Raw genomic sequence first — 12,065 nt, forward strand, 5'->3', positions numbered from 1 at the left:
GCAGACTAGGCCGCATGACCGAACGCACTCCCCGGACCGTCCTGCTGCGCGGCGGCGCCGTCTACAGCCCCGCCGACCCCTTCGCCACCGCGATGCTCGTGGAGGGCGGGCACGTCGCCTGGGTCGGCAGCGACGGCGCCGCCGAGGCGTACGCCGCGACCGCCGACGAGATCGTCGAGCTGGACGGCGCCCTGGTCACCCCCGCCTTCGTGGACGCCCACGTGCACGCCACCGCCACCGGCCTGGCGCTCACCGGCCTCGACCTCACCGGCAGCCCCTCGCTGGCCGCCGCCCTGGCCGCCGTCACCGCCTTCGTCGACGCCCGGCCCGAGCCCGGCGGGGTGCTGATCGGCCACGGCTGGGACGAGAGCGGCTGGCCCGAGGGCCGCCCGCCCACGCTCGCCGAGCTCGACGCCGCCGCCCGCGGCGCCGCCCTCTACCTCTCCCGCACCGACGTGCACTCCGCCCTCGCCACCACGGCGCTGCGCGACCTCACCGAGGGCCTGGCCGAGGCGCCCGGCTTCGACCCCGAGGGCCCGCTCACCAGGGGCGCCCACCACGTCGTGCGGCGGACCGCGCTGGCCCGGCTGACCCCCGAGCAGCGCCGCCGCGCCCAGCGGGCCACCCTGGCCCGCGCCGCCGAGCTCGGCATCGGCGCCCTGCACGAGTGCGCCGGCCCGGAGATCTCCTCGGAGGCCGACCTGGCCGCCCTGCTGGCTCTCGCCGCCGCCGGTGAGGGGCCCGAAGTCTTCGGCTACTGGGGCGAGTTGGGCGGTGTCGAGACCGCCCGCCGGCTCGGTGCGGTGGGCGCCGGCGGCGACCTCTTCGTGGACGGCGCGCTCGGCTCGCACACCGCCTGCCTGCACGCCCCGTACGCGGACGCCGGGCACACCGGCACCGCCTACCTGACCGCCGGGCAGGTCGCCGACCACGTCGCCGCCTGCACCGGGGCCGGGCTCCAGGCCGGGTTCCACGCGATCGGCGACGCGGCCGTGGCCGCCGTGATCGAGGGCGTCCGGGAGGCCGGCGCCCGGGTCGGCGCCGACCGGGTCAAGGCCCTGCGCCACCGCGTCGAGCACGCCGAGGCCCTGGACGACGAGGCCGTCGCCGCCTTCGCCGAACTCGGCCTGACCGCCTCCGTCCAGCCCGCCTTCGACGCCGCCTGGGGCGGGCCCGAGGGCATGTACGTCCAGCGCCTGGGCGCCGAGCGCGCGGCCGCCCTCAACCCCTTCGCCGCGCTGCTGCGGGCCGGCGTCCCGCTGGCCTTCGGCTCGGACGCCCCGGTCACCCCGCTCGACCCCTGGGGCACCGTCCGCGCGGCGGCCTTCCACCGGACCCTGGACCACCGGATCTCGGTGCGGGCCGCCTTCACCGCCCACACCCGGGGCGGCTGGCGCGCCGTCGGCCGGGACCAGGACGGCGTGCTGGTCCCCGGCGCGGTCGCCAGCTACGCGATCTGGGCGGCCGGCGAGCTGGTCGTCCAGGCCCCCGACTCCCGGGTGGCCGGCTGGTCCACCGACCCGCGCTCCGGCACCCCCGGCCTGCCCGACCTCACCCCGGGCCACCCGCTGCCGACCTGCCTGCGCACCGTCGTCCGCGGCCGCACGGTGTACCAGCGGTAAACCCCGTGGATCGGCGGGCCGTCGCCTCCTAGGTTGATCACCATGACCGACCTGGTACCCGCCGACTTCACCGTCCCGCGCGAGCTGCTCGCCCCGGAGTTCCGCCTGGAACCCCTGGGCGAGCGGCACAACGCCTCCGACCACGCCGCCTGGACGGGCTCCATCGCCCACATCCGCGCCACCCCCGGCTGGGCCGGCCGCGGCTGGCCGCCCGCCGACGGGATGCCGCCGGAGCGGAACCTCGACGACCTGCGCCGGCACGCCGCCGACTTCGAGGCCCGCACCGGCTTCACCTACACCGTCCTGGAGCCGGACCGCGACGAGGTCATCGGCTGCGTCTACATCTACCCGGACCGCGAGGACCCGTCCGCGGTCTCGGTCAGCTCCTGGGTCCGGGCCGACCGCGCCCACCTGGACGCCCCGCTGTACCGCGCCGTCTCCGACTGGCTCACCGGGCACTGGCCGCTGCGGGAGGTCCGCTACACCCCGCGCTGACCCCGCTACCACCCTGACCTCACGGGCCTCCGACCTTCCGGGGTACCTTCTTCGCACAGCGTCCGAACAGCAAGCCCCAGGAAGATGGTGCGCCGGTGGCCACTCCCGTCACCCAGGAACGGCCCGAGGCCGTCCCCGAGCCGCAGGAGCCGGCGCCCCGGGCGAGCCGCGGAGCCCGTGCGCTCGCCAAGGTCCGCGCCGGCCTCCCGCGCACCGGCCTCGCCGCCCTGGCCGGCCTGCTGCTGGCCCTCGCCTTCCCGCCGTACGACCTGTGGCCGCTGTCGCTGCTCGGCGTCGCCGCGCTGTCGCTGCTCACCCGGGGCCGCACCTTCCGCCAGGGCCTGTGGACGGGCTTCGCGTTCGGCCTGCCGTTCTTCCTGATGCTGCTCAGCTGGCTGCGGGTGGTCGGCTGGGACGCCACGATCGGCCTGTCGGTCGTGGAGGCGCTGTTCCTGGCCGTGCTCGGCGGCGCCCTGGCCGTCACCTCCCGGCTGCCCGGCTGGCCGCTCTGGACGGCCTGCCTGTGGATCACCCAGGAGTGGGCCCGCGACCGGCTGCCGCTCGGCGGCTTCCCCTGGGGCCGGCTCGCCTTCGCCAACACCGCCACCCCGTACACCCCGCTGGCCGCGCTCGGCGGCGCGCCGCTGGTGACCTTCGCGGTCGCCCTGTCGGGCGCCCTGCTGGCCTGGGCCGCCCTGCGGCTGCGCGGGCCCGGCAGGGCCCCGAAGGCGGCCGCGCTGGCGGCGCTCGGGGCGGTGGCCGCGCTGCTGGCCGGCTACCTCGTCCCGGTGCCCACGGCCGCCGACGACACCGTCAAGGTCGCCATCGTCCAGGGCAACGTGCCCAACCCGGGCATGGACTTCCTGGGCCGCCCGATGATGGTCCTCAACAACCACGCCGCGGCCACCGAGCGGCTCGCCGCCGACATCAGGGCCGGCAAGGTCGAGCGCCCCGACATCGTGATCTGGCCGGAGAACTCCTCCGACCTCGACCCGTTCAGCGACCCGCTGGCCCGCCAGCGGATCGACGAGGCCGTGAAGGCGGTCGGCGTGCCCACCCTGGTCGGCACCCTGGTGGACGGCCCGGACGCGCAGCACGTCCAGAACGAGGGCATCGTCTGGGACCCGGTCACCGGCCCCGGCGCCTCCTACACCAAGCAGCACCCCGTCCCGTTCGGCGAGTACGTGCCCTTCCGCGCCCAGCTGATGAAGGTGATCACCCGCCTCCAGCGGGTCGCCCGGGACTTCTACCCCGGCGACCACAACGGCGTGATGCAGCTCGGCCCGGCCCGGATCGGCGACGTGATCTGCTTCGAGGTCGCGTACGACGAGATCGTCCGCGACACCGTGGACAGCGGCGCCCGGGTCCTGGTCGTCCAGACCAACAACGCGACCTACGCCAAGACCGGCCAGCCCGAGCAGCAGCTGGCGATGAGCCGGCTGCGGGCCGTCGAGCACGGCCGGGCGGTGCTGATCGCCGCCACCAGCGGCATCAGCGCGGTGATCGGCCCGGACGGCGGCGTCCGGCAGCGCACCGAGGAGCTGACCGCGGCCGAGCTGTCGGCCACCGTCCCGCTGCGCGACGGCACCACGGTGGCCGACCGGGTCGGCGCCGCCCCCGAGTGGACGCTGGCCGTCGGCGGCCTGCTGGCCTGCGGCGCGGCGGTGCTGGTCGGCCGCCGCCGGAAGGCCCCGTCCGGAACACCGGCCGGGCAGGAATCGTTGGACCAGGTGGTGCCGTAGCCGGCCCGGACCTCCCGTGCGGCGCGCAGAGCACCGCTTGGAGTGGATTCGTACCGTGACCCAGCAAGCTACCCCCACCCGTCCGGCCCCGCGTAGCAGGCTCCGCCGGGTGCTGCCGCTGCTGATCACCGCCTGGCTGGTGCTGGAGATCTGGCTGCTGGTCCAGGTCGGCTCCTGGCTGGGCGGCCTCACCGTCGTGCTGCTGCTCGTCGCGGGCGTCCTGATCGGCGGCTCGCTGATCAAGCGGGCCGGGCTGAAGGCGCTGTCGGCGGCGATCGAGCAGAGCAAGAACCCGCAGTCCCAGCAGCCGCAGACCGGCACCAGCATGACCGTGCTGGCCGGCCTGCTGCTGATCGTCCCCGGCTTCCTGACGGACCTGGTGGCCCTGACCCTGCTCTTCCCGCCCACCCGGGCGCTGTGGCGGGCGGTCGGGCGCCGGGCCGCGGACAAGGCGCTGCGCAGCACCTCCGCCGCCGGGGCCGACCCGTTCGCGGACGCGATGCGGCTCCAGGAGCAGCTGCGCATCCACCGCCCGGACGGCAAGGTGGTCCAGGGCGAGGTCGTGGACCCGGAGGACGGCCCGCGCGGCCCGCAGGGCCCGGACACCACCTACCGCCCGCCGATCGCCGGCTGACCGGACCGTCATGACGTACGAGCCCCCGAGAGGCGGACACCCCGCCCCTCGGGGGCTCGTCGCGCGGACGACACCCGAACGGCCCGTCGCGCGGACCACGCGGACCATGCGGACCACGCCCGGACAACGCGAAAGGGACCCTGGTGACCAGGGTCCCTTTTCGCGTCCTCCCGCACGGGGCGGGAGCGAGGTGTCAGGCGCTCTTACGGGTGTCTCGCGGGTGTACCGCGAGGTTCATCCCGCCGGAGCGGAGCACGGCCAGCCGTTCGGCCAGCACCTCCTCCAGCTCCTCGCGCGTCCGGCGCTCCATCAGCATGTCCCAATGGGTGCGCGTCGGCTTGATCTTCTTCTCTTCCGGCTCGTCGCCGTCGAGAAGCGCCGCCTCCTGTCCACAGAAGCGGCATTCCCAGGTCGCGGGGATCTCGGCCTCGACCGAGAAAGGAACCTCGAAACGGTGTCCGTTCTGACATGCGTACTCGACGGTCTGGCGGGGAGCCAGATCGATACCACGGTCGGTCTCGTAGCTAGTGGCCCCGAGTCGCGTGCCGCGGAGAGCTCGCTCGCTCATGAATCGTGCCTCCCGGGCTTATGGCCCACAGGACTAGTGGTCGCTGTTCTTCGTCGTTCGGTCAACGCTCGGCTTCCGACGAAGATTCCCGTCCCGGGACATGCGTCGTCTGTAGTGCCGCCCCTGTTTGTACCCACCTGCGCCCGATTTGTCACATCTGGCCGGTGATATCACCCCAGGTGTCACGTATTTCACATCTGGTGATCGTGCGGACTTTCCGTGACGAGCGTACCGGGACGGGATTCGGCGGTGGTCGCCGCCCCCGGTCGAGGGCCGGGGAACCGGCCCGGGGGACGGGCCCGGCCCGGCCGTCAGGAGATCGGCCGTGAACGGATCATCGGCTCGCCCTTGGCCAGGTCGACCGGACGGGCCGGCGCGGCCGGTTCGGCGGCGGGGACGACCGGCGGGCGGTCCGGGCGGGGCGGTGCGGCGGCGGCCGCCTCGGTGCGGCTGTCCCGGTGCGGCAGCAGCGCGATCACCGCGTCCCGCAGCGGGGCCGGGGCCTCGTCGTCCAGCGGGTCGACGGTGGCGGGCACCTGGAGGCGGAGCGGGGCGCCGTTGCCGATCCGGGCGTAGCCGCGGCCGACCGGGGCGTGGGAGGCGGGCACGATGTCCAGCGGCGCGCCGAGCGCGTCGCGCCCCTCGTCGGGGCCGGCCGGGCCGAGCACCACCCGGGCCCGGGTGGTGGTGCGGACGGTGGCGGTGAGCCGGTCCCGGGCGGCGAGGTCGTCGGCGACCACCACGGTGACCCGGGCGGCCCGGCCGTGCCGCAGCGGGAGCTCCAGCAGGTCCTGCGGGTCGGGGCGGCCCTCGGCCTGGGCGAGCTCGCTCAGCTCGGTCGGGTGGTCCAGCAGCAGCCACAGCGGCCGGGTGACGTCCTCGGGCGGGGCGGTGCCGGCGTGCCGGGCGGCGTTGAGCGCGGCGAGCCGGCGCTCGGTCTCGCCGACGGCCCAGTCCAGGGCGGCCAGCGCGCCGTGCAGGCTGGTCTCCACGGTGTGCACGCCGGGCCGGTTCACCAGGCAGGCGTGCTCGCCGGTACCCGCGCCGTCGACCACCACCAGGTCCGCGTACGGGAGCGCCTGGAGGGCGACCGAGCGCAGCAGGCTGGAGGTGCCGTAGCCGGTGACGCCGAGCACCAGCAGGTGCGGCTCGGAGGAGCGCGGGCCGGTGCGCCAGACCACCGGCGGCTGCTGGACGGTGGTGCCGCCCCGGGTGACCGGGATGGTGCGGGCGGTGCCGTCCTCGTCGGTGAAGCCCAGCACGATCTCGCCGGGGGCGGCCACGAAGCGCTGGGCGGCGATGTCGGTGGGCAGCGGGGCGAGCGCGGTGATCCGCAGCCGGTTGGACTCCTCGTCCCAGTCGAAGCGGTACTCGCGGGCCCGGCCGGCCTTGCCCTGTACCACCTGCTCGATCCGGGCCCGGGAGGACGGCTCGGTGTCGGTGAAGTACGCGGGGTAGCTCATTTCCAGCCGGGAGAGCCGGCCCTCGCGGTCGAACTCCCACGCGCTGAAGGCGCTCTTGTAGGCGCCCTCGAAGTGGTACAGCGGGTTGGCGTCCTCGGGGCCGCACAGGTACGGGGTGAGCGCCGCGTAGAGGGCGGCGAGCTTGACGTCGGCGGCGTCCGGCGCGGGCGGTGCGGGCGCCGCCTTGGGGGCCCGGCCGGCCCAGGCGGCGCTGGCCATCAGGGCGATCAGGGCGAACAGCAGGCCGTGCGGCAGCAGGTAGACGCCGATCAGCAGGGCGGCGGTCAGGAACAGCGTCGGGCCGCGGCGCTCCTTGGGGGTCTCCTGCCAGCGGGACCTGGCCCAGTCGACGTGGTGGCGCAGGCCGCGGCCGATGACGGAGAGCGGGGCGAACATGTCGGAGGCGTGGTCCCCGGCGGTCCGGGCGATCGTGCGGCCCTTGCTGAGGTGGCGGTGGAGCGGCATTCCTTGACTCCCCGGGCGGTGGGACGGGTGGGGTGGGCGCGGTGGGGAACGACGGGGCCCGGGGGCGGTGTGGGATCCGCGCCCGGGCCGGTACGGCGGGGGAGGAGGTGGCGGCTAGAACCTGATGCCGCTGAGCAGGCTGGCGAGGCTCGCGCCGCCCGCGGTGATGCTCGGCGCGATCGAGGAGCCGGCGATGTAGAAGCCGAAGAGGGCGCAGACGATGGCGTGGGAGACCTTTAGTCCGTCCCGGCGGAAGAAGAGAAAGGCGATGGTGCCGAACAGGACGATGCCGGAAATCGAGAGGATCACGTTCCGCTCCTCAGGAAGTGGGGACAAGCAGGGGTGTTACGGAAAGTGCACTAATCGTGACAAAAAGTAATAGATGATGGAACGGTGCAAATGGGTGGTTCTGCCGTTCAATACCGTTCCGGCGGCCGGGTGGCGGTATGCGCACCGGCCGGGGTGGGGGCCGGGCCGCGCGGGGATTCGGTGCGCCCAGGCATTCCCGGGCGGCGGGTGGGAAGTTTCCGGGGGGTCCCGGAAGTTCGCTCGAATGGCTGCGCAACGCGTGCGGTCGCGTGTCGTGGCGGGTGCGGGCCGTCATCCGGATCCCGGACGTCCGCTGGCCCGTCGCGGCACCGGCCGCTACCGTGCCCTGGGCGCAGCCCCGAGACCGCCCGACGACCCGACCGGAAAGGCCGCCCGCCATGACCGACGCCGCCAGCCAGCAGCCCGCCGACGCCCCCGACGCCGAGGTGATCGCGCTCGCCGGGAAGCTCTTCGACGCCGCCCGGGCCGGGGAGACGGACACCCTGTCCGCCTACCTGGGGGCCGGTGCCCCGGCCGACCTCACCAACGACCGCGGCGACACCCTGGTGATGCTCGCCGCGTACCACGGCCACGCCGCCACCGTCGCGGAGCTGCTCCGGTACGGCGCCGACCCGAACCGCGCCAACGACCGCGGCCAGACCCCGCTGGCCGGTGCCGTCTTCAAGGGCGCCACGGACGTGCTCGACGTGCTGCTGGCCGGCGGCGCCGACCCCCGGGCCGGCGTCCCGAGCGCCGTGGACACCGCCCGGATGTTCGGCAAGGACGAGCTGGTCGCCCGGTTCGAGGTCCGCTGAGCGGGGATCGTAGGCTTTTTCACCATGAGCACCAGCACCGCCCAGGACACCGGCACCGTCGAGTTCCGTGTCACCGGCTACGCCCACCCCGACGCCCAGGCCCTGTCGGCGGAGGTGCAGCAGGAGTACGTGCGCCGCTACGGCGACCCGGACGAGACCGTCCTGCACCCCGAGGACTTCGAGGCGCCGGCCGGCCTGTTCATGATCGCCTACCTGGACGGCCGGCCGGTCGGCTGCGGCGGCTGGCGGGCCAAGCAGGCCGGCCCGGACGGCCTGCGCGACGGTGACGCCGAGCTGAAGCGGATGTTCGTGGTCCCCGACGCCCGTGGCCGCGGCCTGGCCCGCGCGGTGCTGCGCCGCCTGGAGCGGACCGCGGTCGAGGCCGGGCGCACCCGCTTCATCCTGGAGACCGGCACCGAGCAGCCCGAGGCGATCGCGCTGTACCAGTCCGAGGGCTACGCCGCGATCCGGAAGTTCGGCATCTACAAGGACCACCCGCAGAGCGTCTGCCTCGGCAAGGAACTCGCTCCGGCGGTCTGAGCCGCGGCCGCGCGGGGAAGGCTCCCGTCGGCCCGAGGAGGGGGACGGATGAGCCACCGAGCGACTGGACCCGACGCACCCGGAGCCGACCGGCTCCCCGGCCTGGCCGCGCCCGGCGGGGAGCTGGACCGGCTGGTCGAGGACGGCGCGCGCACCGTCGGGGCGGGCGCCGTCTGGGCCGTCGGCGACGCCGGCGGCGCGCTCGGCGGCGGCGGTCACGGCGCGCTCGGGCAGGGGCCGTACGCGCGGCTGAGGCCCGGGCCGGACACCCTGTACGACCTCGCCAGCCTCACCAAGGTGGTCGCGCTCTGGCCCTGCGCCGGGGTGCTGCGGCAGTCCGGACGGCTGCCGCTGGACGAGCCGCTCGGCGCCTGGTGGCCGCCCGCCGCCGGGCACCCCGCCGGAGCGGTGACGGTCCGTCAACTCCTGGCCCACACCGCCGGGATGCTCCCGTACACCCGCTTCGAGCAGCTCTACGGGCGCGACCCGTCGGCGATCCGGGCCGGGGTCCTCGCCGCCCCGTCGCACCGGCCGCCGGGCGCGGCCGTCGAGTACACCGACCGGGCCGCCGTGCTGCTCAGCTACCTGGTCGAGGACCTCGGCGGGGCGCCGCTGGACCGGCTCGCCGAGCAGTGGGCCTGGCGGCCGCTCGGGATGGCCGACACCCGCTACGGTCCGCTCGGCGCCGCGCTCGCCGCCCGCACCGCGCCCACCGAGTACGAGCAGGGCGCTGGCGCCCACCTGTGCGGCGTCGTCCACGACCCCTCGGCCCGGCTGCTCGGCGGGGTCTCCGGCAACGCCGGGGCCTTCTCCACCGCCCGCGACCTCGCCCGCTTCCTCACCGCGCTGCTCGCCCCGCCGCCCGGGCTGCCCTGGGGCGGGGCGTGGATCGAGGAGTCGCTGCGCGAGCAGACCGGCGGCCTCGCCCCCGCCCGCGGCCTGTCCTGGCTGTGCGCCCCCGGTACCGGACCGGCCGAGGGCACCTTCGTCCACTACGGCTTCACCGGCACCGGCTTCTGGGTCTCCCGGCGGCTCGGCCGCTGGGCCCTGCTGCTCACCAACAAGGTGCACTACGACCGGGACATCCAGCGGCTCACCGAGCTGCGCAACGCCTTCCGGCGGGCCGTCTTCGGCTGAGGCCGCCCCCGGCACTCATTCGGGTGGATTCGGCGCGAACAGCCGTTTGGCGGGCGGGGATCGCGGCAGATTGTCCCCGACGGCGGCGGAGGAGGCGCGATGACGGACACCTGGGCACTCTCGGAGGAGGAGTGGCTCGCCGGGATGGTGCGCGCCTACGTCGGGTGCAGCGTGCTGCTCACCGACGAGGCGGGCAAGGTCCTGCTGCTGAAGGCCAGTTACCGCGACCAGTGGCAGTTCCCCGGCGGCGGGATGGACCCGGGGGAGGGGCCCGCCGAGTGCGCCGCCCGCGAACTGTACGAGGAGACGGGGCTGTTGGCCGGGCCGCTGCGGCTGCTCGTCGTGGAGTGGCGCGACGCCATCCCCGACCAGGGCGAACACGCCCACCCCGCCGTGCAGTTCATGTTCGACGGCGGGACGGTCGCGGCCGGGTCGGTGGTCCGGGCGCAGGTCGAGGAGATCGCCGACCACGGGTACTTCACCCCGGCCCAGGCGGCCGTCCTGCTGCAGCCCGGTGCGGCGCGCCGGCTCACCGGGGCCCTGGAGGCCCGGCGGACGGGCGCCGCCACGCTGCTGCACTCGGACGGGTACGTGGGGTGACGGACGGTCAGAGGAGCGTGCTCCAGTAGTACCAGAACCGGTTGAGGACCAGCAGCGCGATCACCGCCGCCCACAGCACCGGCAGCGCCCAGTGGTAGCGCGCCGCCTCCCGGACGACCACGCCCAGCCGCGGGCCCACCGGGATCACGCCCGAGCGCAGGTTGTGCAGCGTGGTGTACCAGAACAGCGCCACCACCGTCGCCCACACCACCATGCAGTACGGGCAGAGCGCGCCGATGTCGTACAGCGCCTGGTAGATCAGCCAGTGCGCGAACCCCACGCCCACCGCGGTGCCCGCGTTCAGCCCCAGCCAGAACCAGCGCCGGTACGCCGCACCGGCGAGCAGCCCCGCACCGATCGCCGCCAGCGCGCCGAAGGCGGCCAGCCCGAGCAGCGGGTTCGGGAAGCCGAAGACCTCCGCCTGCTCGGTGCGCATCACCGAACCGCAGCTGATCACCGGGTTGATGTTGCAGTTGGGGACGTAGGAGGGGTTCTCCAGGATGCGGAGCTTGTCGAAGGTCAGGACCGCCGAGGCGGCCAGCCCGACCAGACCGCCGAGGAACAGCAGGAAGGCGTAGGCCCGGCTCGCGCCGATCGGGGCCCCGGCCCGGGCGGCGTCGTCGGGAGCGGAGCGGGACGGGGGCACGGTGGTAGCAGCGGACATGGCAGCACACTCCGGTGGCTGGCTGGGAGGAGCCGGCCCGGCCGGGAGTTCGGCCGGGCCGGGTGGTGCCGTACGGTGCGGTGGTGCGCGGGGGCGGGGGCGCGGCCTACTGGAGGCCGGCGGCCTGCTTCACCTGCGCGGTGAACTGCTCCGGCGGGACCACGGCGTTCCCGGCGAACAGGGTGATCTGCTTGCCGTCCACCTTGACGGTCGGAGTGCCGGTCACGCCGCTGTCGTTGAACGCGTCGGCGACCTTGGCCGCCCACGGGGCGTAGGTCTTGTCGGTCACCGCCTTCACGAAGGCGTCCGTCTTCAGCCCGGGCACCTGGCCGGCCAGGTCCAGGATGTGGTTGACGTCGCCGAAGCCGTCCTCGCGCTCGTCCGGCTGGTTGGCGTACAGCACGTCGTGGAACGCCTTGAACTGGTCCACGCCCTCGTTCAGCGCGGCGCCGACGGCGGCCAGCGCGGTGCGCGAGCCCTTGCCGCCGAGGCTCTTGTCCAGGAAGGCCGCCAGGTGGAACTCCACCTTGATCTGGCCGTCCTCGGTGAGCTTCTTGACGGTCTCGCCGTTCGCCGCCTCGAAGTGCTTGCAGACCGGGCAGCGGAAGTCCTCGTAGACCGCCATGGTGTGCGGGGCGTCGGCCTTGCCGTAGGTGATCACCGTGCCGTTCGGGCCGGAGGCGTTGGCCGGGGTGACCAGCGGCGCCGACGCGGCGGCGGAGGACTTGTCGTTCTTGTCCGAGGCCGAGTTGACCGCCACGGCGACACCGCCCGCGAGGGCCAGCACGACGACGGCGGAGACCGTCACGACGATCCGCTGACGGCGCTTGGCGGCCTGCTGCTCGCGGCGCTGCGCCTCCTGGATCCGCTCGCGGGCACTGATGCGCTTCTTGTTCTTGTCCTGGGACACGGGGGAGTCAACTCCTGTACGCGGCGCGCGGGTGCGCGCGGGAAGCCGCAGCTGCTGCGGCGGGGTCGGTGAACGCGGGAGTCGTGCGCACTGCCTGCGGG

Annotated in this window: 13 protein-coding genes; 8 read left to right on the top strand and 5 right to left on the bottom strand. The window is 74.8% G+C overall.

Annotated features, from left to right (window positions below; genetic code table 11):
* The first annotated feature begins 14 nt into the window (after positions 1 to 14).
* From ACWDCZ_RS18675 to fxsA, 4 genes are all read left to right on the top strand, one after another.
* Entirely contained in the window at positions 15 to 1,622 is a 1,608-nt protein-coding gene (locus ACWDCZ_RS18675) for an amidohydrolase (RefSeq protein WP_449816434.1), read from the top strand.
* Between the two features lie 42 nt (positions 1,623 to 1,664).
* A complete protein-coding gene (locus ACWDCZ_RS18680; RefSeq protein ID WP_074005172.1) occupies positions 1,665 to 2,117 on the top strand; it encodes a twin-arginine translocation pathway signal protein in 453 nt (150 codons plus the stop codon).
* 95 nt (positions 2,118 to 2,212) lie between these two features.
* Entirely contained in the window at positions 2,213 to 3,859 is a 1,647-nt protein-coding gene (gene lnt, locus ACWDCZ_RS18685) for an apolipoprotein N-acyltransferase (RefSeq protein WP_449816435.1), read from the top strand.
* 55 nt (positions 3,860 to 3,914) lie between these two features.
* Complete coding sequence (gene fxsA, locus ACWDCZ_RS18690) at positions 3,915 to 4,493, top strand: FxsA family membrane protein (RefSeq protein ID WP_074005174.1); 579 nt, start codon at positions 3,915 to 3,917, stop codon at positions 4,491 to 4,493.
* A 193-nt stretch (positions 4,494 to 4,686) separates the two neighbouring features.
* On the opposite strand, the gene ACWDCZ_RS18695 is transcribed toward fxsA, so the two are convergent.
* The 3 genes from ACWDCZ_RS18695 to ACWDCZ_RS18705 form a co-directional block, all read right to left on the bottom strand.
* On the bottom strand, positions 4,687 to 5,061 hold the full coding sequence (locus ACWDCZ_RS18695; protein WP_049655293.1) for an RNA polymerase-binding protein RbpA: 375 nt from the start codon (positions 5,059 to 5,061) through the stop codon (positions 4,687 to 4,689).
* A 311-nt stretch (positions 5,062 to 5,372) separates the two neighbouring features.
* Positions 5,373 to 6,989, bottom strand: a complete 1,617-nt coding sequence (locus ACWDCZ_RS18700; RefSeq protein WP_449816436.1) for a hypothetical protein — start codon at positions 6,987 to 6,989, stop codon at positions 5,373 to 5,375.
* Between the two features lie 114 nt (positions 6,990 to 7,103).
* Positions 7,104 to 7,298, bottom strand: coding sequence for a hypothetical protein (locus tag ACWDCZ_RS18705; RefSeq protein ID WP_049660046.1), 195 nt, complete (start codon positions 7,296 to 7,298; stop codon positions 7,104 to 7,106).
* Between the two features lie 398 nt (positions 7,299 to 7,696).
* Here ACWDCZ_RS18705 and ACWDCZ_RS18710 point away from each other — a divergent pair, with 398 nt between their 5' ends.
* The 4 genes from ACWDCZ_RS18710 to ACWDCZ_RS18725 all read left to right on the top strand — a co-directional run bounded on the left by ACWDCZ_RS18710 (position 7,697) and on the right by ACWDCZ_RS18725 (position 10,390).
* Positions 7,697 to 8,113 carry an ankyrin repeat domain-containing protein gene (locus tag ACWDCZ_RS18710; RefSeq protein WP_049660049.1) on the top strand — a complete coding sequence of 139 codons (417 nt, stop codon included), beginning with the start codon at positions 7,697 to 7,699 and terminating at the stop codon, positions 8,111 to 8,113.
* A gap of 24 nt (positions 8,114 to 8,137) precedes the next feature.
* Positions 8,138 to 8,653 (top strand): GNAT family N-acetyltransferase, encoded by a 516-nt coding sequence (locus ACWDCZ_RS18715; protein ID WP_049660050.1) that lies wholly within the window; start codon positions 8,138 to 8,140, stop codon positions 8,651 to 8,653.
* Between the two features lie 48 nt (positions 8,654 to 8,701).
* Positions 8,702 to 9,790, top strand: coding sequence for a serine hydrolase domain-containing protein (locus ACWDCZ_RS18720; protein WP_449816437.1), 1,089 nt, complete (start codon positions 8,702 to 8,704; stop codon positions 9,788 to 9,790).
* A 99-nt stretch (positions 9,791 to 9,889) separates the two neighbouring features.
* Complete coding sequence (locus ACWDCZ_RS18725) at positions 9,890 to 10,390, top strand: NUDIX domain-containing protein (RefSeq protein WP_375874888.1); 501 nt, start codon at positions 9,890 to 9,892, stop codon at positions 10,388 to 10,390.
* 7 nt (positions 10,391 to 10,397) lie between these two features.
* Here ACWDCZ_RS18725 and ACWDCZ_RS18730 read toward each other — a convergent pair whose 3' ends face one another.
* Both ACWDCZ_RS18730 and ACWDCZ_RS18735 read right to left on the bottom strand, forming a co-directional pair.
* The gene (locus ACWDCZ_RS18730; RefSeq protein ID WP_387976345.1) at positions 10,398 to 11,054 is read right to left on the bottom strand and encodes a vitamin K epoxide reductase family protein; all 657 of its coding nucleotides are present in this window, start codon (positions 11,052 to 11,054) and stop codon (positions 10,398 to 10,400) included.
* A 106-nt stretch (positions 11,055 to 11,160) separates the two neighbouring features.
* On the bottom strand, positions 11,161 to 11,964 hold the full coding sequence (locus ACWDCZ_RS18735; RefSeq protein ID WP_049659252.1) for a DsbA family protein: 804 nt from the start codon (positions 11,962 to 11,964) through the stop codon (positions 11,161 to 11,163).
* Positions 11,965 to 12,065: the final 101 nt, after the last annotated feature.

The organism is Kitasatospora sp. NPDC001225 (genome assembly GCF_053597855.1).